Here is a 21,998-nt window from a genome sequence, read left to right on the forward strand (position 1 = left end):
ATGACACAATACTGTGGCATTATTATTACAGACACAAGCCTATATGTGTCTCTAGTAAAACGAATTCAAAATAAAATTAAAGTGTTAGATCGATATGTATGTAAACGGAGTCAATCGCTCATTTCAGATTTAGCAGACGTTCATCGTAAAAACAAAAATAACCCTACACTCTACTCGTTAGCCTATACCGAGATTCCACAGCTCATATTTAAGAAAACTTACTCTAATACACCTTTGCAAGATGCCTGGAAAGAAAGAGATGCGCTAATGTCTGGACAAGATAATCAATATACTTACCAATTTATTTTACCCACTATAGATAACCAGGAATGGATGTATATGGTGGGTGTTTCTGAATCTAAGATATCCGAATTACAGCGCGCCAAAGCAGCAAACCATATGGAAACTGAAGTTATTTCTTATTGGCCTATATCATTACTTGATTTACATAAAAGTCATAGTAAACCTATTCTTCTACTAATTGAGGAAAACAATACTGTTACGGGGTATCTATGCAGTGGAACTGTAATTGTAACTACAATTGATTGGAACCAAGATACAGAAACACCAAAAGATATGATTCAACGATTGCTAAAGAAATCTCCTGTTCGATTAAATGACAGACTTGAAATTCAAGCGTATTTGACCGAAAAAACATATCCTTTATGGAAAGACTTGCTTTCTCAATATGGAGCGGTCAACACGTCAACAATTACTGATGTCTTAAATCATTTTACACATCGTTGGGATGGTGATGTACATATGGATGCATCTGCAGGTCTAAGTTATTATTTGGCACGATCTGGGGTGCAAGTGGAGGAACAAAAATGACGAATACAGGCTTATATGAAAAGCTATCACTCGCTATGAAAAGCTGTAGCTACATTGAAAAAACAGGTGAAAATACCTTTCATGGGTATTCTTACGTTACTAGCAGCGATGTGTTAGAACGAGTCAATGACGCACTAACAAGCGTGGGGTTAATTACGGCTGTTACTCCTACTCTTCTTGATTTACGTGAGGTGCAAACTGCAAAAGGGAACATAGATAAGCATGCTACCATTAGCGTTATAATTTCTATTATTGATGTAGAAACAGGTGAATCAGTACAAATCAGTGGCATTGGATCAGGACAAGACAGTGGTGATAAAGCTATTATGAAAGCTGAAACAGCAGCTATAAAATATGCTTATATGCTTAGCTTCTGTATTGCTACTGGCGATGACCCTGAAGCGGATAATACTACAGACCTTAATACACAAGTCATACCACCTAAAGCATCTACGACAAGACAAAAAGCTAGGAGTAATCAACGTATGGTAAGTGAGGCTTTACATTGTGCAGACTGTGGCTGTACCATTTCGAGTAAAGTATCTAGCTTCTCTACACAACGGTATCATATGCCTTTGTGTATGAATTGTCAGAAGAATCATCAATCTGTAGCATAATCCACTGTATTGTGAGAGGAGGTGAGACTATGAATCCAGTAATTACACAAATCATTGTAGATGCAGCTACTACAATCTTTTTATATTTAATTTCAGATGAATAAAAAATGAGCCATATCTTTAATGCGATATGATTCATTTCTTCTTTAAAAAAAAAACTAGATATAATATAATTTTTCATAATATATATCAAAAAATCAGACTAATATATACAGTTTTACGATTTATCAGGCTGTTCCATTTTTAGGTTATATATGTGAAAATAAAATGAAGCAATTTTTAATGAGGGACTCATAACATGAAAAATGCAAAACTTATTATATTCAAGCAGGTTGGTGCTAAAATCGCATATTACAGAACGTTACGAGGTCTAACACAAGCTCAGTTAGCTGAAAAAATCAATGTTAGTCCTGATACACTAGGACGAGTAGAGCGAGGAAAATATAATAACAACATTTCACTTTCAATGTTATTAGATATTGCCATAGGATTAAATATTGAACTTGCAACATTAGTTACATTTACCGAGCAAGATCGAGAAATGTGGCCTACCTCAAAATAATTCTTCTTAAAGAAAACAAAAAGACGTTTTAGGCAAAAAATTTGAAAAAAAGAGAAGTATTGGAACAATAATTAGAACTATAATTTTATAATCAAAATTTTTTTAATAACAACAAATAAGGAGTACCTTTAATGTTAAAAGAAGAATTACAAAAACAATTAACAGACTTAAAAAGCGGTAGCAAAGAACTAATTCAATCTTGGGATAATGATATTTCTGAGGAGGAATTTCAAAAAAACGCATCGCCAGAGGGCAAAAAAGCTGATAAGGTTTTAAAAATCATAACGTTCATAATTACAGCTGCAATACTTTACGGAGTTTTAAATTGGCTTGGTTTATTTGGTAACTCATCTACAGAGAGTGCAAGATATCAAAAATATACTCCATTAGCAAAATTTGTAATTAATGGGAATTTAAAAGATGACGAAGCTTATAATGATTTAACTAAATCCTCATGGTTTTTTGGCCCATCAAAAGATGATATAAAATTCCTTAAGTATTCTGTTAATTCTGATGGATCATTTTGGGTAACAGCTAATAATACATCAAAAAAATATGTACTAGTAAAAATTAAAGTACAAAGTACAAGTGCCGGACACGATGTTAAGACTAACATATACGGATTTATACCAGCACAAAACTCAGTAAAACTAGAAGGCCTTTTCAATACAAAAGGTGCTCCGCTTGATACAGTACAACCCCAGTTTGAAGTTGAAAAAATAGACGAATTTAATTTTGATAAATTTATTGAAAAAGTTAAAGAGTATAAAGACTTATAAAAGCTTATCTAAAAAGCTAAATTCGTAATATATTTTCCTAATAATATAAATAGGTATCTTGGTGCAATAATATTATTCATAATAAAGAGTACCTACTGCTACGTGAAGCCACAAGCGATAACGTAGCAGTAGGTACTCTTTTATATTCTAACTAACCTACAGTATTCACTTAACTAAATAGTAAAATTATTATGGTATGACCAATATCGCTCCCATGCAATTAATTTATGTTTATCATCTTCATAATTTGAAAGCCAAAGATAATCTAACATTTGCTCTACCACCAAATATAGTTCATTAGTATACGAATTCAAAACATCCCGATTTTTCCAATTTGATAAAATCCATTTACCATCGTTATTGCAAGTAAGAGCATGTTCATATTTTAATCGATCATGTGAGTTGCTAATATCTTTCAAAAGATTTTGCAGTAACTTTTTATATCTCTGTTTAAAATCATTTGCATTAAAATTTATCAGCTCATCCCACTTAAGCTTATCACAGTTTAGTTCATGAAGTTTACAACTCTGATTCTTTCTATCACGGTATCTCGTTATTTCAGAATTAATTAGATTGCTCCATATATAAATAAAGTTGTTTGTGCTATCAATCGATATTCTGGCACTATCATAGTCTCGAATATAAAACCGTTCTTTATAGTAATTATAAATACAATTTTTATCCAAAGTGCTCAAAATTTCTTGGTCTAACAACGCTTCTACACGGCTCCACTCCTCTTTTTTCTGCTGCTCCGAATACATAGAGAACGTATCTTTTAATTTATGCTTTCTATAATCTGCTATCGCAATCGCTTTAATAATCGAAAAAACAATTTCTTGTAATATCACATTGCTCTGTACAGATAGATCTTTTATATACTTAATATCACCACAAAGAACTTCACTAGGCATCAGACTCCCTGGCGTATTACAGTAATAATCCAATGTAGAGTTTTTATAAATCAACCAGGATAATGATTTCAATTGAACCAAATCTTGGAGCAAACTATGTTTCTTATTATTAGGATATAAAAATCTATCTAGTTGCTTCAAGCCATTAAACTCTACATTTTTCATTGTATCTATATTTATAAAAGCATCAGATAGGCTGATCATCTTTGAACTATATTCAAGTATTAACTCTATTTGATTATTTTCTAATGATCCAATACATTCATCAATTACAGTTTCAAGAGCAGGTAAAATACGAAAAATAATCTTATGCAAATAATAAATTATATCTAGCAAACACTTTTCTTGATTTTCTAATTTAGCCCCTCTAAATATAGTATTCCAAAATTGACTATTACCAATGATTGATTTTAACATAAAACAATTTAGTCCCAATGGACATAGCGAGATTAACAGTAAGATTGCACGGTGAAACATCACATGACGTTTCCAATCTAAATTTATTATCGAACAATAATTGGTTATGAACTCTGTTGTTAAAATATCATCAAAACTAATAATATAATTCAGTCGACAATAATCTTCAAAGATAATATCTTGGTACCTAATATTCTGAAGGTTCATTTTTAAATCTTTTGGAACTCTATTATCATCATCTATTTGTCTACAGTAATCTTTATATATATTAAGAGTGTTCTCAACAATCGATTTATACTCATTGATACCGGATAAATCAGCACCTGTAGAAAATAAACTAAGGATTGAATCCTTTCGTCTAAAAACACTATAAGCCAACGCCCTTTCAAAGAAACCATATTGTTCATTATCGTAAAAACTTTCTGGAAACAATAATCGTTTATTAGCTTTTCCCTTTGAAATATTATCACCATTCTTTTTTTCTAATTTAAAACTTGAGGGATATATCTTAGAAAAGCATCGACTAATAATAAGACATGTAAGCATAGATTCTATAATTTTAGTAAACTCATCACTCACACGATACGCAGTATTAGGATCATATTTGTTATAAGATTTTAAAGGTACAACCAAACCTTCATCTGTTATTTCATCTACTATTAACTTATGTCCAAGCAATTTGAACATTGTGCTATCTCTTGGAGGAAATAACTCCCAAATAATAGGCAAAATTCGTTGTTTAAAAGAAGGGTCTATAGGAATTAAATTTAGGAAGTTAGATTTATCAATTTTGTCCAATATCTCATCACGAATCACTCTCCACTCACTAGATGAGTTTAGATCCGCTTCTTTTTTTATTTTTTTAAATTCTTCAACACTATCCAGGATTGAATTTAAATGACCACCTAGCGAATCAAGTACATTTATATCATCTATATGCTCTAAATTACCCCCATAAGTATCTTCCAAATAGTAATATAACAATCGCAAATCGTTTCTAAACAACATAACTCCCTCCTCCCCATAAAGGTTATAACTAACCTTTATGGGGATTTTTATTAAAATACAGATTTAATCAAGATTACCCTTATAAAAATCTTATCATAGTAAATTTCTATTACTTTAGCGATTTATAAGCACCCCTATTACTAATATTTTATCATAAGCATGTACAAAGACGTGCGCACCGCCAAGTACTTAATTATAAGATATTTTACAAGAAAGTAGGTATAACAATGGATGCTCGTATTGAACTACCAAAAATTATAAACAATAAAGGAACTATCAACCCGGTATTAGTTAAGGATGCCCTACTTAAAAATGACAATCTAAAAGTCATCAATGGGGCATTAGCAATTAAGAACAAAGATGATTATTGGGAAACATATGCCAATGATAAGGATATTCAACGATACTTACGCAAGCATATTTTTCAAAGCGACGTTAATCGCCATTTAAGAGCAGAAACACTTAAAAGTATATTAGAAGATATTATTGTCGATCCAGACTTTGAAGTATCTAGTGAACATTCTGAAAATAATATTCTCTTTAAAAATGGGGTTCTAAATTTAACAAAGCTTAACGACTTTCATGTTCAAACACCTCAGGACTTTCATACATATCGTATAGAAGCTGAGTATAGACTGGATCTCATTCTACAAAATGATGACGATATACTCTCAAAATTAGATAACACCAATTTTTATAAGCTTCTAAATGATATGTTTCCCAATGATTCCGATAGTCAACTTAGACTATTGGAACTTATGGGTTATCTATTAAGTCCAACTGTCGGTCATAAAAAAGCTGTACTTTTCATAGGCAAACCCAATACTGGTAAAAGTTTAATACTAAAAATATTATCTCTATTACTACCTGCATCCGTAGTTTCTCATCTGGATCTATCCCTTATCGGCCGACATAACGAAAACGCGTCTCTTTTAGGTGCTCATATAAACATTACTGAAGACTATGACTCTAACGTATCTGTTGATATGAATACCTTGAAATTGATAATTGGCAATGAAGTGGTCACACTTTCACAAAAGTATCAGCCATCTATATCTATTGCAATTCGAACAAAGCTGGTCTTAGTCGGTAATGCTTTACCTAGAATAAGGGCCACAGAAATTGCACCTTTTGCCGAGCGTATGCTATTTCTTCGATTTCATAAAGTCCCGACTAATCCGAATCCAAATTTGATTAATGAGCTTAAAGATGAAATTGATCTCATTGCTACAGCATGTATATATGCATATAGTAACGCATTAATTAATGGCTTCACAACGTCTACGCAAAGTGAACAATGGTTTCAAAATCAACTTGGCGAGTCTCAAAGTGAGAAAAATTTTATTGAGGATTTGATAGAAGCTGATACAGAGGGTTCATTCATTCCAATGGCGGACTTGAAAGAAGTATACTCCATTTATTGTAAAGAAAATGGACTGCATGAAAATACAATGGCAGATTTGCGTCGTTGTATTTTTGATTCTTTTGATCGAGTAACTAAAGTCAGAAAAAATATGTCCAAAAATGGTCTGGGTAACGTATATTGTCTGTCTGGCTTAAAGTGGAAAATAGATGATTTAAAAGATTTATCTGTCCAGATACACACTAAAGCTCATCAAATCCAAATCCATTATATAGAAAAGGAGAGTGACTAAAATGGGTAGTAAAAAACCGAAATTAAATGTTGAGTTAGATGAAACTTTATCTAATCAGCTCGATAGCTATTGTAAGTTAGTGAATAGAAACCGCTCTACGGTTGTTAGGTCATTAATAGCAAATTTGCCTGAGGATAACATATCCCCAGCATCAGATTCTTCTTACCATAATAAAGAGCCTAATAAACTATTAAACGATTCGCTCTTTCAAGCGAGGTTGCTTAGATTTCTACTAATTGCAAAAACGAAATTTGCAAATACAAGCTTTAAAAAGGAGGCACATGAACTATGGCAAAGCTTACGTCTATCTTCAAAATGATTGGTGCACAGTCAGCCCGTTTAAAAACTCCAAACGAAGCTATTGACTACATCTTCAATAAAAAGAAGACATCATCTGATTTATGTAGCGAACAATATTTAGACCTTGATACCCCATTGGAGGCTTGGTCTGTACATCCTATGCATAAAACAGAAAAGGAACGTCTATTTCTACATGCAATGTTATGTCCATATGGAGATCGCATTCCTTCAACAAATGAACTAAAAGAGATAGTGAAAGGTTTAATGGAGGTTTTTGATGGGTATCCAATGTTTTCAGCAATACATACTGACCACCCCTCTTCTCCTCACATACACATCCTTATTCATCCAAGAAATATCTTTACTGATAAAGTATGGCAGCAAAGCCCTAGTGATTTAAGACATCAAAAAAAGGCAATTAGTAGCATACTCACAAACTTAGGTCTGTACGGTACATTGCCACAAAACCAATGTGCCTCAAATCAAGGTGAAACAAACCCAAGAGACGACATAAGTTTCGACTTATTGGAGACTGATAATTTTTTTGATGACTATAGTAACGATGAGGGCGATTGGAGTAATGAGAACCTCTCGTTAAACGTAAAACATGTTCCGAAAGTATCTACCCCAATAAGTCAGGAAAAGCCAATTGCTGCACTTATGGGGATAATCTCTACCCCAACAAATCAAGTCATATACGACTTAATTGAAAATGGTGTCGAATTCGCAGATATGAAGATTGTGGAGGATTTCAATTATGTTAAAAAAATCAGATAAAAATGCATCAAAAAAAGTAACACGTCTACCCGATGGTCAGTATCTCTACGCTGGACTACTTAGAGTAACTTGTAAAAATGGTGAAACAACCATAAATGATGTTATTGGCTGTTACCACACAATAGATGGTCAGCAATATGCTGTGGACACTACAGGACAAGCTAAAAAAATTATGCCAATATTAGTTTCCATACCATCTGTCATTATAGAATATGCTTCCAAAGATGGAGTTGAAGCCATTGAAGAAGATTGCAGTACAAGTGATGTATAAGTACCGATAAAGATTTAACCTTAACTACGAAAGGAGGGCTGTGCCGGCCATGAAAACTTCAAATAAGACCATCGCAGCCCTCTCTATTCAAAAGTTGAGTGAATTCTTAAATGTATCAGTGCAAACACTTCGAAAGCGTTTACGTGATCAAGGGTATTTACTATCTAAAAATAAGGTTGGCAATTGCTATTACTTTACACTAAATGATTGTGAGTCCTTCATTGCCAATAACTATGGTATCTTTTATAATGATTTTGTGAACAGGTACTCCAATGGCAAGAGAAATGAGTCCATAATGTACCAAATTCCATCAGGTAAAGGTATCATCTCGAAGGAAACGCAACGAAGTGGCAAAACGTATTATTACATACGTAATCTCCCACTGTATTGTGATGACCAGGGTAGCATAATAAAATTCCGCTCCAAAGGTTTCACCGCGAAAGAAGAGGCCGACGCTGAGCGAAAACGAATGATTGTAGATCGTGACAATGGGTTATATAAGTATCGCTTCATTGAGTCCAAATACGAACAGCAATCATCGAAGAAAAAAGCATCTGCTGGTGCCAATCAAAGTTACTACGACTTCTGCATCAATTTCTTCACAAAAGCAACATATGCCGAAGCCACTCGTAAACTCTATCTTGATATAACGGAAAATAGAATCAAACCATTCTTTGGCACAATGTCTATCTCCGACCTTTCAAAAGCCTCACTACAACAGTTTGTTGACCAGTATACTACCAATATACGCAAAACATTCATTGTACTGAGTCTAACCTTAAAGAAACTGTATAGCCTGGATTTGATTCCGACAAATTTTTATGATTCGTTGGTTAAACCAGTCTCAACAGCTCCTAGGCATCCAAAAGAGGCCCTTACAGTCAATGAAACACAATGTTTCCTGAACTATTACAAAGGCCACCATTTAGAACATTGTATGCTCCTACTATTCCAATGTGGTCTACGTATTGGCGAGCTACAAGCTCTACAATGGAATGAAATTGACTTCATTGATGATACTAAAGCAAAGATTCATGTTAATGCTTCATGGGGTGATACCCAATGCGGAATGAATCGTAAAGATCCTAAAACACGCTCGAGTAAGCGTATAATCCCGATTAGTAATTCTTATACTATCTCTGTGCTAAAACGTGCACTGGCAATGTCTAAAGGCAAGCTATGGGTAGCGGAAAACGAGACGGGTTTACGACCTCTTGATAAACATAATTTTAGTAAGAGATATTTTACTAAGGTTGGTAAAGAATTAGGTATTGAAAAGCATCTATCCAGCCATGTGGCACGACATACGTTTATTTCAAACCTAGTACAGCATAACGTACCTTATACTGAAATTGCTAAGTTAGCTGGTCATGATAGCACAGCAATGATAATTAAAGTATATGCTCATGCGATACAAAATGAAGAGCAAACCTTCAATTATGTATCAAACCTATATACCTGATGCAAGGATAATGCAAGTATAAAAAACTATACTTGCACCATATCCTTGCATTTCTTTTAGGGTAATAAAAAAATAACCGTAAGGGCTAAAACCCTTACGGCTATTACGTTTCTTTGGTGATCCAGGAGGGATTCGAACCCCCGACCCACGGCTTAGAAGGCCGTTGCTCTATCCAACTGAGCTACTGAACCATGTGGATTCCCTATATAATTATCTATTATAGTATAAATTATGTACTATGTATCGTCAACTACACCCTATCTTAGTATACCCTAAAAAAGGCAAAAAAAAATGGAGCGGGTGAAGGGAATCGAACCCTCGCGACCAGCTTGGAAGGCTGGGGCTCTACCATTGAGCTACACCCGCAAATAAAAAATGGTCGGAGCAGCAGGATTCGAACCTGCGACCCCCTGGTCCCAAGCCAGGTGCGCTACCAAACTGCGCTATGCCCCGTCATTAATTACTTTGCTATTATAGCAAACCCGGTAGTTGATGTCAACCACTACTCTTGCTGAGTCCTTACTCTCTTGAGTATCGCTCTGCAACGAAAATTATTATATCATTGATAGAAACTAGTGACAAGTACTTTTTTACAACTTCATTAATTTTTTTACTGATACATTAATACATTCTTTAATATATATCTATCCTTACTTCTATTATCCTATACGCCTACGCCTCTATATCATTTTAATCTATAGATTATTCGCCCTAATAGTATAAAGCCAATCATATACTTAATCGATCATATAAAAACATGCACCCCTTTCGAGGTGCATGTTGTATTGTTCTATGGTTATATAAGATTATAAAATGCTAGTAAAGCAAATAAATTAACCTTCGTAGCTACCATCTTCTATTGCTTGAGGATTTTTAGCAATACCTTGTTTTACAGCAACTTCAGCAACTGCTTTAGCAACAGCTGGAGCTACGCGAGGATCGAATACGGATGGCATTACGTTTTCTTCGTTCAATTCACTATCAGGAATCAAGTGAGCCAAAGCGTCAGCAGCAGCTAATTTCATTTCGTCAGTGATTTGAGACGCACGAACGTCGATAGCACCGCGGAATACACCTGGGAATACTGCTACGTTGTTGATTTGGTTAGGAGCATCGGAACGACCTGTACCAGCAACACGGATACCAGCAGCTTTCATATCAGCATATGTTGCTTCTGGATTAGGGTTAGCCATTGCAAATACAATTGCATCGTCAGCTAAGCTTTCCAAAATTTCTTTTGTGAAAGCACCCGCTGCAGATACACCAAGAAGAATATCAGCACCTTTAGCATTTTCAGCCAAATCGCCATGTTTTTCTTCAAGTTTAAGTAAATCGATTAATTCAGCTTGTAAAGAGTCAAGACGTTTGTAGTCTTTATGCAATACGCCAGAGGATACCAACAATGTAATATCACGAGCACCTGCAAGGTATAATAAGCGAGCAATATTAGCACCTGCCGCACCAGCACCGTTTACAACGATTTTAGCAGTAGCTAAATCCTTTTTAACCAAACGAAGAGCTCCTTTTACACCTGCTAAGCATGCGATAGCAGTACCGTGTTGGTCATCGTGGAATACAGGGATTTCTAACTCTGCTTTCAAACGATTTTCAACTTCATAGCATTTAGGAGAGGAAATATCTTCCAAATTTATACCAGCAAAGTTTTTTTGCAACAATTTTACTGTATTAATCAATGTATCAGCATCTTTTGTATCTACAACCAATGGAATGCAGTCTACATCACCGAATTTTTTGAACAATAAGGATTTACCTTCCATTACTGGCAATGCTGCTGCAGCGCCAATATCACCAAGACCAAGTACACGAGTGCCGTCAGATACAACGGCAACCATGTTGGAACGGCAAGTTAATTCGAAGGATTCTGCTTCATTATCTTTAATACGCAAACATGGTTCTGCTACACCTGGTGTGTAAGCTACAGATAAATCATGAGCGTCTTTTAATTCATATTTAGTCCCTACAGTAAGGAAACCTTTTAATTCACGTTTTTTTTGTACAGCTAATTCACGTACGTCCATAACAATTCTCCTTTGTGGATACACTCGGACTCTTTAGAGTCGGTAATTTATACCTTTAACTAATTGTATTATACAAAATGCTAAATCATAATTCAAGTTTTTTCGATATAGTTTTTCGATTTTTTTAAAAACAACTATCATTAAGCTCCCGTAGTAATAAAGTAAATTATAAAAAAGTAGATAAGCCATATAAGGATTATCTACTTCAAGTCTATCTTCGTATTATACGATAAAAGCTGTCACAACAATGTTATAAAAACTGTCTTTAAGCTTTTACAGATGGCAAATTGCGTCCATAGAAGATTTCCATCATTTCTTGTTTTAATTGATGTTTAATTTGCTTGATTTCGCGATCGCTCAACTCTGACTCAGTAATGCCAAAAAGATAATTATCTAAATCAAATTCTTTTAACATCATCTTAGTATGGAAAATATTTTCTTGATATACATTTACATCAATCATGTTGTACATGTTGCGAGTTTTTGCACTGATGTAATTTTGAATAGAATTGATGCGATGATCAATATAAATTTTCTTACCAGACACGTCCCGAGTAAAGCCACGTACATGATAATCCAAGGTAAGAATATCAGAGTCAAAACTTTGAATTAAGTAATTAAGTGCATTTAACGGAGAGATTTGTCCACATGTAGACACTTCAATGTCGGCACGGAATGTACTAATCCCTTTATGCGGATGGCTTTCAGGATACGTATGTACAGTAAGATGCGATTTATCTAAATGCATAACTACATCTTCTTTTTCAATTTCCTCTTCAGAAATTAAAATCGTAACAGACGCACCTTGTGGATCATAATCTTGTTTCGCTACATTAAGGATATTAGCACCGATGATATGGCTAACTTCCGTCAAAATAGCCGTTAAACGATCCGCATTGTATACTTCATCAATGTACTGAATGTATTGTTTTTTCTCTTCTTCTGTACGAGTATAACAAATATCATAAATATTAAAACTCAATGTTTTCGTGAGATTGTTAAAACCATATAACTTCATTTTAGGCTTTGCTTTAACTGGTGTATCCATGATATGTCATAACCCTTTCCATGCATAGACTTACTATTCCTTTTGAAAGTTTCAAAACCGAAGCTTTCACCATATAACTAAACAATATCTTGTTTATACACAAACTCTACATCAAACTGTCCATTATCGTAGGTAACGATGGCAAAGGTACCACCGGAGCGATCACGAGCCAAAGAAATACTACCAGGATTTACAAATACCGCATCACGGGCACGAACCTCCCCATGATGATGGCTATGACCGGACACGATGAGTCGTGCACCCATGTCAGTTCCTAACTCAATCAGTTTTTGTATTCGATTATAATATGATACCTCATGTCCATGTGTCATGTAAATATAGGTATCTTCAAGAGGAATTAATTGCTCTCGTGGTTCAAGCGGTTGCACACGGTCGTTATTCCCACGCACAGCATATACAGGAATATCCGTATGTTCCTGCATATAGCGTGCGTCATCTCCAAAATCACCAGCGTGAAGCCACATATCGATGTCTTGATCAGCGGTAGCAGCCAAGACGAGATCGATATCCTCTAGATACCCATGAGTGTCACTTAAAATGCCAATTCGTTTCATTGTATTTAATCTCTAATGCCACTATATTATATATTTATATGAACTATACCATATAGTTCGAAAATATCAAAGCTTGTTAATTAATTCACGTAGTGCACGGCCACGATGACTAATCGTTTCCTTCTCTTCTATACTTAGCTCTGCCATCGTCTTTTTAAACTCAGGCACATAGAAGTACGGATCATAGCCAAAGCCATTCTCCCCTTTTGGCTCATCTTGAACGAGTCCATCACAATAGCCTTCCGCAGTAACTTCTCGGCCATCAGGATAAACAAGTGCTAAAGCGCATACATAATGACCTGTACGGTTACTTTTCCCTTGTAGTTCACGAATTAACTTCTCGTTGTTTGCATTGTCATCACCATGACGACCTGCATAACGCGCAGAATATACACCTGGTGCACCATTGAGGACATCGACAGTAATGCCAGAATCATCAGCAAGGCATGGGCGATTCGTAGCCTTCGCATAGTAACGAGCCTTCAACAGAGCATTTTCCATAAAGGTTGTACCAGTTTCCTCAGGCTCCTCAATGGAAATCACAGCTTTTACAGGTACACAATCGATAGATAAATGGGAAAAAGCCTCAGAGAACTCACGAATTTTTCCTTTATTGCCTGTAGCAAGCACAATTTGTTCCATTTTATACCTCCGGAGCTGTAGGATACTCTTTACCTACTTTATCTGCTGTCGCACCAAGTACTTCACGTTGTTTAGCCATGAGCTCATCTGTAGCAGCCTCTGCTAAATCAAGTAAAGCGTTGAGCTCATCACGATTAAATGTACCGTGTTCACCTGTACCTTGTACTTCAACCATATTACCAGAACCGGTACGGACTACATTCATATCTACAATGGCGGCACTATCCTCTTCGTAACAAAGGTCCGTAATAGGACCATCTGGACCAATACCTACGGAGATGGCTGCACAGAAGTTAGTAATTGGAAATTTTCCAGCTCCGCCAAAAGTGAAGTCCACCGCATCAACGAGAGCTACAAAGGCACCTGTAATCGAGGCTGTTCGTGTACCGCCATCCGCTTGAATCACATCGCAGTCGATAGTGATAGAACGCTCTCCTAATGCTTCAAGGTCCACAACAGCACGCAATGCACGACCGATAAGGCGTTGAATTTCTACAGTCCGTCCTGTTTGTTTTCCCTTTGCAGCCTCACGGCTCACGCGAGTTTGCGTAGAACGTGGCAATAATGAGTATTCCGCAGTTACCCATCCTTGCCCAGAACCTTTTAGCCAGCGTGGCACAGAATCTTCAACAGTAGCTGTACAGATAACCTTGGTCTTACCACACTCAATAAGTACAGAACCTTCTGCATACTCTGTAAAATTCCGTGTTATTTTAATAGGTCGCAATTGACCCGCTGTTCTATTATCACTGCGCATAGGAACCTCACCATTCTAAAACTAAATATTAGAACGCCCCTTACACAAAGGGGCGTTATTTCTTATATTATATCATAATTTTTCTATTTTTCAGCATTACGAATCATATTATAATTTACGATTCTAACATGATAACTCACCTTATCATTTACAAAGATTAACATTATAGTTCATATTGTCCGTCACCAAGTGGATCTACCACAACGTAACGGCTAGCTCCCCCTTCTGCTTTAGCTCGTTTTGCTTCTGCGATAGCATCTTGACGCGTCCCTTTATCTGCTTGCCAAGGGATGAACATCGCATATACACTTTGCGGCCCATACGGGCCGTATTGTCCTCGTGAAAGCACGCTATGCCAGCCTACCTTGTCTTCGTACATGCGCACCCTTTCAAGGCGCTCCTCTTGTACGCCCGTTTCATCGTAATACACATTGTAACGATTTGACCAAATATCACCTACACCAGCACGTTCTTCTTCTGCTATACGATATCGATTAGCCCATTGTACCTTCCACTTAGCGATAAGCTCATCTATATAATTTGTTACACTTTGACTTTGTTTATATTTAACAGGGTCAAAGGCAGGTTCTACGACCTTGCTGTAATCAAGGCCTGCCATGGATAAAATGATACCTGTATTCACATATGGCAATGCTTCCTGTACGGAATATCCCCCTTCTAAGACTGCTATATCTGCTTGTAATAAATCGACTAACTCTGCATAGCCTTTTGCAGTTACCTGCATATTGGCTAATGGATCGCTAAAGTGATTATCTTGCCCAGCCGAGTTAATGACGATATCTGGATTAAACTCTTCAAGGATAGGCAATACAAGCTCACGCATGACCTTCATCAAGCCTTCGTCACCCGTACCAGGCGGTAGTGGAATATCGATGTTACCACCGATGGCCTGAGGTCCACCAAATTCATCCATAAAGCCTGTGCCAGGATATAAAGTACGTCCATCTTGATGGAAGCTAATATACAACGTATCAGGATCATGGTAAAACACATCTTGAGAACCATCACCGTGATGTACATCAGTATCTACTACGGCAACGCGTTTAATTCCATAAGTTTGACGTATGTGTTGAATCATAACGGCTTCAATATTAATCGTACAGAAGCCACGAATACCATGAACCATAGCCATCGCATGGTGACCTGGTGGTCTTACCAATGCAAAGGCGCGATCTACTTCACCGCGCATGACCGCATCAGCTGCCGCAATAGCACCTCCAGCAGATACTCGATGAGCTTCAGTCACCCAAGACTCTAAATCTGGAGCACCAACATGAACCCGATCTATTGTATCCCAATCAGCTACTATTGGATTATATTCTCTAATATTCGGTATATCTAACAAACCTTCTTCTACAATTTGATCACGCGTATAGAGTAAACGCTCTTGTCGTTCAGGATGTGTTTCAGAAATTTTCCAGTCAAACGCAGGGAAAAAGACAAGACCTAAACTGTGATGATATTTAGCCTTACCAATAGTAGAATTCACGTCGTCATTCAGTTTCGTGTTTATATCCTTTTCTATAAGACCATGACGCTCACGATAGGATAAACCTTTATTCCACATAGTGTTTCACCCCCGCCGCTAGTTGTACTTTCACCGTAATTAAACGCTCCATAGATTGCCAGCCCTCTACCACAGGGAAATCTTCAATGCTAATGACCTCGATTTCTTGCGCCGTATCTAAACCTAAACGTAAAGCCTCTTCACTAAGAGCCTCTTTGGCTCGTTCTACAACTTGTTCCGCTCGTTTTAAAGTACAATTTTGCTGTTTAATACCTAATTCCGGAATGACAAGTAAACGACGTTTTGTATCTACATGGACAGTGAGTTCGATGGTAGATAGGGCTAGCGCAGCACCAATAGCATTCGCTACGGCTGCATTTTCTGGAATCGTAATAGGTAAATCCATATATTCTCCAATGCTCGCTCCGAGACTTGGCGCCGTGCCTCCTACTACAACAATATGTTCAGGCACAAATATATCAGGATTTACAATATCTGCCACCACATAAATAGGGCGTTTGTTCTCAACTGTTATGACCTCATCTACGCCACGTTGAATCGTTTCCAACGCATTTTGTAGGATTAGTCTTGCTACATCAGAGGCGGTCTTAATAAGAGTTAGTTGATTATTTGAGATATTTACATTATTAGATTGAAACGTAGCCTGGATAGCATCTGCTAAATCTTGTAAAGCTCGTGTTGCTAGATTAAAGTCTCCATAGTTCGCGTGACCGAGCACGATAAGTGCATCCCCCAAGGTAGGTTCTATACCCCCTAGAGCTACCGATGGTCCCACTCGTTCAGGACCTACGGTAAGATTACCATTTTTAAAGCGAACTACAGATTCCCCACCAATGCCGACAGAGGTAACGGCAAAGGATCGTACTGCACTTGGATACTCACGAATAGATACACCATTTTTTGTCATCAATGGTTTACCATGCTTCCAAAGGGATATATCCGTTGTAGTACCCCCAATATCTAGAGCCACTGTATGCTTATTACCTATAACGCCGAGAGCCGATAGTCCAAGAACTGTTGCAGCAGGGCCTGTAAAGGCAGTCTCTACTGGACGACTCACCATATGCTCCATAGGTAGAGAACCACCATCGGCCTTTAAAATGTGAAGTGGAGCCAATATATTCCGTGCACTGAGAGCATCTTCAACATTTTTCTTAAACACCGTAAATACGGGTGTCACAGCGCTATTAAAATAAGCACTAATAGTACGACGAGGGAAATTTAAAGAACCACTTAATAAACTGCCATTAGAAATTGTATGATACGTATTTTTCAATTCCTCTGTAATAGATAGTTCTTCTTGAGGATTCCGCACCCCAAATTTAGCGGACACAGCAGCCAAATCGGTACCACTACGTGCTTGAACCATGTTGGCTATACCACGTACAGCATCAGCAGGGGTACGCTCTACAACGATACCTCTATGATCTGTATAACCTTGAAGATATATAGGTTCCACGGGGAATATATCATCTACATTACGGCCTGGACCTGTAATCACATAGAGATCTACTACTTGCTCCTTCGCTTCTACGATGGTATTTGTCACCACGGTAGTAGATAAGGTTACTTGTTCAATATTTGATGTATCATAGCCCTCCAAAACCGCATCTAAGGCCTCACCTATACCATTCATTAGATTATCCTTTGTAGTCCGCCTCTTCGCAGTTGCCACTACACGATGGGCATCAATGATAACCGCATCGGTAAAAGTTCCACCTACGTCTAACCCTAGTAACATATAACCTCCTTTTAGTATTAATAAAGAATCCATACAAACTCAAAACGTAGTAAAGAAAACTCCATTTAAGCTACCATATACTCTCTATTTGATCTAATATGCAATCCCTATTCAAATCTGCGTATAGTCCATATTCAGGCTCATTATATAAAAAAGCTGTACCCATCTCTATGTGATGAGTACAGCCTTCTGTTATTTACCAGATACAGATGCGTAATTTTTGATGATAACAATCGGAGTCATTTGACTATCGTTACCAAATGGATTATCAATCAACAATTGTGCAATTTTTTTAGCGTCAATTCCACGACTTGTACCTAAAATAGCGGACCGTTTCAAATCATTAACATCAGCTACAACGGCACCGTAACAACCAGTGCGAGATACAATTTTCTCAGCCACTTTATCCGGATCCTTTGGACCAAATACAATGTGCTTATCAAATGGAGGCATAGTCCCCGTTACATCATCTGTTAAGGATGCAGCCCGAGCAATTGCATAGAATACCCCTGGTTTACGGAAAATTTTAGCAATAGCGCCTAAAATAAAAGCACCTAATACCTTCCATTTACCATCCAAATTCATAGCCGATTGCATACCATAAATAGATGCCATGGATCCATCTGGATGGATAAAACGATTAATTAAACGAGCTTGCCAGCACACATTTAGCTCTTCAGGACGTGTAAAACGACCTTGCGTAATAGCTACTACAGATTCAGCAACGCATACGATATCTTCAGGTCCAATATTATGTCCGCCAAATTCAACGATAGCATCAACGATGTCATCATTATCTGTAAGGATACGTGTTGGCACACATACTAACTCTAATTCTGCCATTGTTATGCCTCCTTATTGAACCATTGCTGCTTGAACTTCTTCAGCAGTCAAACGAATACGCTGTTTATCAATATGATAGTCTGTCCGGCCTACGATTTGGTAGTAAATATCAATGTCCATATAAGGGAATCCCTTAATATCTTCTCGAATATTGCCAGTTTTACCTGTTAATGTAACATATACACGAATTGTGCCACCTTTGCGTGGTTTGATAATTATAGCTTCAAAATATCCATCTTGACGCGGACGATTAATATCCATAGCCCAAGCATTTACTTTAACGGCATCAAAATGTTCTTCCGGTAATAATGGACGTGGAAATAAGTCCATTATTGTGCCCAATTGGCGCCCTTTATTTACAAATGGTATATCACAGAACAACGTAATGGATTCAAAACTACGATCAGACACTTGGAAGTTCGTTGCCCGTTTCGCTAATAAGACAATATTTTCATTACCTTGTTTCAACACAAACAAACGGAATAATAAGTACAGAGCTGCAACAGCCACAATAATAGCTATTACTGCACTGAGGATGTTATAAAACCACATAGGGTATCTCCTTTATAATGTAATATGTTCAATGGTACGACGGCTTGTATCAAGGAAGGATGCACTCAACGTATCACCAAGTTCGACATCCTTTGTAAAATACAATGTCACGGTGCCTACAGTATCTTGATGATTGAAAAGATTTTTACTCTCTAGTCTGTGACGAACCAATTCACTTGTTTCAAAAGCAGGATCAATGAACTGAATGCGACACGATGTTAGTTCCTCTAGTAAAGGTTGTACAAATGGAAAATGAGTACACCCCAAAACAACAACCTCAATTTCTCGAGATAATAAAGGTTCTAAATAATCCTTGCATACTTCACGAACAAAGTAATCATCTAAATGACCTTGTTCAATAAGCCCCGCCAACTCTGGACAAGGTTGTTCCCAAACAAAAACCTCATGATCAACTTCTAAAGCCACATGCTTATGAATATGACTATTTACAGTGGCCACGGTCGCCATAATACCGATAGTCTTGCTTTTACTTTTATTAATAGCTGTTTTTACACCTTGTGATACACCAATAACTGGCACAGATACAAGTTCACGTACCGCATCAAGAGCCACAACGGTGAAGGTGTTACAAGCAATCACCATCAACTTAACAGGCTGCTTTTCTAGCGTCTCCGCAATACGGCACGCTAAATAAGTGATTTCATCATCACTGCGATTACCTACAGGATTATTCGCATTATCACCGATATAGATAAAATCTTCGTTAGGAAATTGTTCTTGTAATACCTTCAATACAGATAATCCGCCTACACCAGAGTCAAATACACCGATAGGCAATTGTTGTACATTACTCATGCGGCATCTCCTCAACAGCTGCTAACATAGGCAGATAAAAAGTATCGTCTAATCGCACAATTTTTCCTGTTAATTTTGACATAAAGGCGTTCTTAGTTTCCCCCGTAGCAAGTAACGCTCCATCACTAGCACGGCGCATGCGATAGCGAAACACCATTTGAGCCCTTGTCATCTTAACCAAATACGTTTCGATGTGAAGTTCATCATCGAAATTCGCAGGTTCTTTATAATTGCAAGATACATTCATGATAGGAAATACAATATCCTCATTCATCATATCCCACAAAGTGACACCGATCTTACGAAGGAATTCAATGCGCGCCATTTCGAACCATCTAAAATGGTTACTATGGTGAGCAATCCCCATCATATCAGTTTCATAAAATCGTACATTTACTGAAGCAATATGCATAAATTCTGTCCTTTTTAAATAGTATACAATTTTTATTCTATATCTATTACTTTAGTGTGTCAAATAAATAAAGGCAGTTCAATCACTGTGGATCAAACTGCCTAAAATGGTAAAAGTTAGCGACTGCTACCAAATGGAAAGAATTTTTTTGCCTCTTCTTGATGACTCGTTTTGATATAACGATTCGCAATCTTAAAGGCTAATCCGAGTACTGCCACATCATCTACCCAACCTAATACAGCAATCGCATCCGGCACAATATCAATAGGTAATACCAAATACCCTAAGGCACCTGCAATGACCGCTTTTACATATTTGGGAGTATCCTTGTCACGAAAACAAAGGAACAAGGTTACTGCTTGTTGTACAAAGGCAAGTTTCTTACCATATCGACCAAGAAACCCTAAAAATCTTGATTCGCTAAAATACTTACCATATTTAATAATATTAAATGGATTCATAGTAATAATAATCCTTCAGCGTTTATTTACGCAAACCGCCAATTTTTTCTTTCGCTGTATTAACAGTGTTTGTAGCAACATCTTTTGCTGTCTCTACGGCATCAGAAGCTTTAGTTTTTGCAGTTTCTACTGCTACTTGTGCAGAAGCTTTTGCCACTTCTACACCACCTTTTGCGAATTCTTTGGCTACTTCAATACCTTCTTTAGCAGAATCAATTTTTTCTTTCGCTGCATCAGAAACCTTTGCTACAACCTCTGCTGCGTTATCATGGATTTGGTATTTTGTTTCATTATTCCATTTATTGATGGCAGGTGTTACTTTTTCATCGTAAACTTGCTTTAAAGATTCTTTAGCAAGACCTGTTTCGTTAGCAATCCCAGCCCATACGTCACGTTGACCTTGAGTGAAAGGAATGCTAGCACTTGCATCACGAACGATTTCAGAAGCAATAGCTTTGCCATTTTCAAAGAATTCAGCAACCATCGGTTTGTAACGTTCGATATCAGAAGGCATGCCATCTTGAATCCAAATATGTGCAATTTTACCAATAGCATAAGTTAAACCGATAGCTACAGGAACGCGAACAGCTTTAATTGGAATTAGAAGGGATACTGCAGCTGTACCTACAGCTGTGCTAAGACCACCTACTAAACCAACTACAGCACCTGCTTGCAATTCTACATCATAAAGATGAGCAATGCGAGTTACCATGTACGTAGCATTGGCGCACAAAGCGACACTGCTGAATTTAGAGGATAATGCCAATGCTGCCGCACGACCTGCCCCCCAGAAGATAAATTGTTCAACTTGATAGTCACGATCTTGAGATCCATCCGTAAGGGGCTCAAGTGTTACGCCATTATATTCTGCCATAAGTATTCTCCTTTGTTGTGAACCAACTATAGGTCTTATTATTAGTATTATTATACCATTCTATTGATAGAAGTGAAATGAATTTTTCTAATTATCCAT

The 21,998-nt window shown here is 37.0% G+C and carries 23 protein-coding genes and 3 tRNA genes; 9 read left to right on the top strand and 17 right to left on the bottom strand.

Annotation, left to right across the window (positions count from 1 at the left end; translation table 11 throughout):
* From NE668_RS08805 to NE668_RS08820, 4 genes are all read left to right on the top strand, one after another.
* The gene (locus NE668_RS08805) at window positions 1-831 is read left to right on the top strand and encodes a hypothetical protein (protein WP_227037841.1); all 831 of its coding nucleotides are present in this window, start codon (window positions 1-3) and stop codon (window positions 829-831) included.
* Window positions 828-1,448 carry an ERF family protein gene (locus NE668_RS08810; RefSeq protein WP_227037839.1) on the top strand — a complete coding sequence of 207 codons (621 nt, stop codon included), beginning with the start codon at window positions 828-830 and terminating at the stop codon, window positions 1,446-1,448. Before NE668_RS08805 ends, NE668_RS08810 begins: the two co-directional genes overlap by 4 nt.
* Before the next feature lie 298 nt (window positions 1,449-1,746).
* Window positions 1,747-2,010, top strand: a complete 264-nt coding sequence (locus NE668_RS08815; protein ID WP_227037837.1) for a helix-turn-helix domain-containing protein — start codon at window positions 1,747-1,749, stop codon at window positions 2,008-2,010.
* Window positions 2,011-2,141: 131 nt separating this feature from the next.
* Window positions 2,142-2,789 carry a hypothetical protein gene (locus tag NE668_RS08820; RefSeq protein WP_227037835.1) on the top strand — a complete coding sequence of 216 codons (648 nt, stop codon included), beginning with the start codon at window positions 2,142-2,144 and terminating at the stop codon, window positions 2,787-2,789.
* Between the two features lie 173 nt (window positions 2,790-2,962).
* On the opposite strand, the gene NE668_RS08825 is transcribed toward NE668_RS08820, so the two are convergent.
* A complete protein-coding gene (locus NE668_RS08825; RefSeq protein ID WP_227037834.1) occupies window positions 2,963-5,125 on the bottom strand; it encodes a hypothetical protein in 2,163 nt (720 codons plus the stop codon).
* A 227-nt stretch (window positions 5,126-5,352) separates the two neighbouring features.
* Between NE668_RS08825 and NE668_RS08830 the strand changes: the two genes are divergently transcribed.
* Genes NE668_RS08830 through NE668_RS08850 form a run of 5 tightly spaced genes read left to right on the top strand, consistent with a single transcriptional unit; the run spans window position 5,353 to window position 9,590 of the window.
* Window positions 5,353-6,780 (top strand): DUF5906 domain-containing protein, encoded by a 1,428-nt coding sequence (locus NE668_RS08830; protein WP_227037832.1) that lies wholly within the window; start codon window positions 5,353-5,355, stop codon window positions 6,778-6,780.
* A gap of 1 nt (window position 6,781) precedes the next feature.
* Entirely contained in the window at window positions 6,782-7,099 is a 318-nt protein-coding gene (locus tag NE668_RS08835; RefSeq protein ID WP_227037831.1) for a hypothetical protein, read from the top strand.
* Window positions 7,069-7,857: a relaxase/mobilization nuclease domain-containing protein gene (locus tag NE668_RS08840; RefSeq protein ID WP_227037829.1), complete on the top strand. Its 789-nt coding sequence runs from the start codon at window positions 7,069-7,071 to the stop codon at window positions 7,855-7,857. The genes NE668_RS08835 and NE668_RS08840 overlap by 31 nt, the downstream gene beginning before the upstream one ends.
* Complete coding sequence (locus NE668_RS08845; protein WP_227037827.1) at window positions 7,838-8,128, top strand: hypothetical protein; 291 nt, start codon at window positions 7,838-7,840, stop codon at window positions 8,126-8,128. Before NE668_RS08840 ends, NE668_RS08845 begins: the two co-directional genes overlap by 20 nt.
* A 49-nt stretch (window positions 8,129-8,177) precedes the next feature.
* On the top strand, window positions 8,178-9,590 hold the full coding sequence (locus NE668_RS08850) for a site-specific integrase (RefSeq protein WP_227037901.1): 1,413 nt from the start codon (window positions 8,178-8,180) through the stop codon (window positions 9,588-9,590).
* A gap of 114 nt (window positions 9,591-9,704) precedes the next feature.
* Here the strand turns inward: NE668_RS08850 and NE668_RS08855 are convergent.
* From NE668_RS08855 to NE668_RS08930, 16 genes are all read right to left on the bottom strand, one after another.
* Window positions 9,705-9,781 (bottom strand) — tRNA-Arg (locus tag NE668_RS08855).
* Window positions 9,782-9,882: 101 nt separating this feature from the next.
* A tRNA-Gly gene (locus NE668_RS08860) sits at window positions 9,883-9,956 on the bottom strand.
* 10 nt (window positions 9,957-9,966) lie between these two features.
* Window positions 9,967-10,043: transfer RNA gene (locus tag NE668_RS08865), tRNA-Pro, on the bottom strand.
* 380 nt (window positions 10,044-10,423) lie between these two features.
* On the bottom strand, window positions 10,424-11,629 hold the full coding sequence (locus NE668_RS08870; RefSeq protein WP_004693580.1) for an NAD(P)-dependent malic enzyme: 1,206 nt from the start codon (window positions 11,627-11,629) through the stop codon (window positions 10,424-10,426).
* 265 nt (window positions 11,630-11,894) lie between these two features.
* A complete protein-coding gene (speD, locus tag NE668_RS08875) occupies window positions 11,895-12,677 on the bottom strand; it encodes an adenosylmethionine decarboxylase (protein ID WP_008715652.1) in 783 nt (260 codons plus the stop codon).
* 77 nt (window positions 12,678-12,754) lie between these two features.
* Window positions 12,755-13,252 (bottom strand): metallophosphoesterase family protein, encoded by a 498-nt coding sequence (locus tag NE668_RS08880; RefSeq protein ID WP_004693585.1) that lies wholly within the window; start codon window positions 13,250-13,252, stop codon window positions 12,755-12,757.
* Between the two features lie 66 nt (window positions 13,253-13,318).
* Window positions 13,319-13,894: an XTP/dITP diphosphatase gene (locus NE668_RS08885; RefSeq protein ID WP_004693587.1), complete on the bottom strand. Its 576-nt coding sequence runs from the start codon at window positions 13,892-13,894 to the stop codon at window positions 13,319-13,321.
* Window position 13,895: 1 nt separating this feature from the next.
* Window positions 13,896-14,651, bottom strand: a complete 756-nt coding sequence (gene rph / locus NE668_RS08890) for a ribonuclease PH (protein ID WP_004693589.1) — start codon at window positions 14,649-14,651, stop codon at window positions 13,896-13,898.
* Between the two features lie 163 nt (window positions 14,652-14,814).
* On the bottom strand, window positions 14,815-16,239 hold the full coding sequence (locus NE668_RS08895; protein ID WP_004693591.1) for a histone deacetylase family protein: 1,425 nt from the start codon (window positions 16,237-16,239) through the stop codon (window positions 14,815-14,817).
* Complete coding sequence (locus NE668_RS08900; RefSeq protein ID WP_227037825.1) at window positions 16,229-17,941, bottom strand: hydantoinase/oxoprolinase family protein; 1,713 nt, start codon at window positions 17,939-17,941, stop codon at window positions 16,229-16,231. Before NE668_RS08900 ends, NE668_RS08895 begins: the two co-directional genes overlap by 11 nt.
* A gap of 192 nt (window positions 17,942-18,133) precedes the next feature.
* Window positions 18,134-18,784, bottom strand: a complete 651-nt coding sequence (locus tag NE668_RS08905; protein ID WP_004693597.1) for a coenzyme F420-0:L-glutamate ligase — start codon at window positions 18,782-18,784, stop codon at window positions 18,134-18,136.
* A gap of 12 nt (window positions 18,785-18,796) precedes the next feature.
* On the bottom strand, window positions 18,797-19,336 hold the full coding sequence (locus tag NE668_RS08910; RefSeq protein ID WP_004693598.1) for a hypothetical protein: 540 nt from the start codon (window positions 19,334-19,336) through the stop codon (window positions 18,797-18,799).
* Window positions 19,337-19,348: 12 nt separating this feature from the next.
* Complete coding sequence (gene murI / locus NE668_RS08915; protein ID WP_012863984.1) at window positions 19,349-20,152, bottom strand: glutamate racemase; 804 nt, start codon at window positions 20,150-20,152, stop codon at window positions 19,349-19,351.
* Window positions 20,145-20,564, bottom strand: coding sequence for an acyl-CoA thioesterase (locus tag NE668_RS08920; protein WP_004693602.1), 420 nt, complete (start codon window positions 20,562-20,564; stop codon window positions 20,145-20,147). The genes murI and NE668_RS08920 overlap by 8 nt, the downstream gene beginning before the upstream one ends.
* Before the next feature lie 116 nt (window positions 20,565-20,680).
* Complete coding sequence (locus NE668_RS08925) at window positions 20,681-21,025, bottom strand: YkvA family protein (protein ID WP_004693603.1); 345 nt, start codon at window positions 21,023-21,025, stop codon at window positions 20,681-20,683.
* Window positions 21,026-21,047: 22 nt separating this feature from the next.
* Entirely contained in the window at window positions 21,048-21,899 is an 852-nt protein-coding gene (locus tag NE668_RS08930; RefSeq protein ID WP_123138466.1) for a hypothetical protein, read from the bottom strand.
* Between the last annotated feature and the right edge of the window lie 99 nt (window positions 21,900-21,998).

The organism is Veillonella parvula, assembly GCF_024461875.1.
Lineage (GTDB): Bacteria > Bacillota > Negativicutes > Veillonellales > Veillonellaceae > Veillonella > Veillonella parvula_I.

Coding starts and splice junctions, on each gene's coding strand:
- NE668_RS08805 (WP_227037841.1), top strand. CDS start 1: ATGACACAATACTGTGGCATTATTATTACAGACACAAGCCTATATGTG.
- NE668_RS08810 (WP_227037839.1), top strand. CDS start 828: ATGACGAATACAGGCTTATATGAAAAGCTATCACTCGCTATGAAAAGC.
- NE668_RS08815 (WP_227037837.1), top strand. CDS start 1,747: ATGAAAAATGCAAAACTTATTATATTCAAGCAGGTTGGTGCTAAAATC.
- NE668_RS08820 (WP_227037835.1), top strand. CDS start 2,142: ATGTTAAAAGAAGAATTACAAAAACAATTAACAGACTTAAAAAGCGGT.
- NE668_RS08825 (WP_227037834.1), bottom strand. CDS start 5,125: ATGTTGTTTAGAAACGATTTGCGATTGTTATATTACTATTTGGAAGAT.
- NE668_RS08830 (WP_227037832.1), top strand. CDS start 5,353: ATGGATGCTCGTATTGAACTACCAAAAATTATAAACAATAAAGGAACT.
- NE668_RS08835 (WP_227037831.1), top strand. CDS start 6,782: ATGGGTAGTAAAAAACCGAAATTAAATGTTGAGTTAGATGAAACTTTA.
- NE668_RS08840 (WP_227037829.1), top strand. CDS start 7,069: ATGGCAAAGCTTACGTCTATCTTCAAAATGATTGGTGCACAGTCAGCC.
- NE668_RS08845 (WP_227037827.1), top strand. CDS start 7,838: ATGTTAAAAAAATCAGATAAAAATGCATCAAAAAAAGTAACACGTCTA.
- NE668_RS08850 (WP_227037901.1), top strand. CDS start 8,178: ATGAAAACTTCAAATAAGACCATCGCAGCCCTCTCTATTCAAAAGTTG.
- NE668_RS08870 (WP_004693580.1), bottom strand. CDS start 11,629: ATGGACGTACGTGAATTAGCTGTACAAAAAAAACGTGAATTAAAAGGT.
- speD (WP_008715652.1), bottom strand. CDS start 12,677: ATGGATACACCAGTTAAAGCAAAGCCTAAAATGAAGTTATATGGTTTT.
- NE668_RS08880 (WP_004693585.1), bottom strand. CDS start 13,252: ATGAAACGAATTGGCATTTTAAGTGACACTCATGGGTATCTAGAGGAT.
- NE668_RS08885 (WP_004693587.1), bottom strand. CDS start 13,894: ATGGAACAAATTGTGCTTGCTACAGGCAATAAAGGAAAAATTCGTGAG.
- rph (WP_004693589.1), bottom strand. CDS start 14,651: ATGCGCAGTGATAATAGAACAGCGGGTCAATTGCGACCTATTAAAATA.
- NE668_RS08895 (WP_004693591.1), bottom strand. CDS start 16,239: ATGTGGAATAAAGGTTTATCCTATCGTGAGCGTCATGGTCTTATAGAA.
- NE668_RS08900 (WP_227037825.1), bottom strand. CDS start 17,941: ATGTTACTAGGGTTAGACGTAGGTGGAACTTTTACCGATGCGGTTATC.
- NE668_RS08905 (WP_004693597.1), bottom strand. CDS start 18,784: ATGGCAGAATTAGAGTTAGTATGTGTGCCAACACGTATCCTTACAGAT.
- NE668_RS08910 (WP_004693598.1), bottom strand. CDS start 19,336: ATGTGGTTTTATAACATCCTCAGTGCAGTAATAGCTATTATTGTGGCT.
- murI (WP_012863984.1), bottom strand. CDS start 20,152: ATGAGTAATGTACAACAATTGCCTATCGGTGTATTTGACTCTGGTGTA.
- NE668_RS08920 (WP_004693602.1), bottom strand. CDS start 20,564: ATGCATATTGCTTCAGTAAATGTACGATTTTATGAAACTGATATGATG.
- NE668_RS08925 (WP_004693603.1), bottom strand. CDS start 21,025: ATGAATCCATTTAATATTATTAAATATGGTAAGTATTTTAGCGAATCA.
- NE668_RS08930 (WP_123138466.1), bottom strand. CDS start 21,899: ATGGCAGAATATAATGGCGTAACACTTGAGCCCCTTACGGATGGATCT.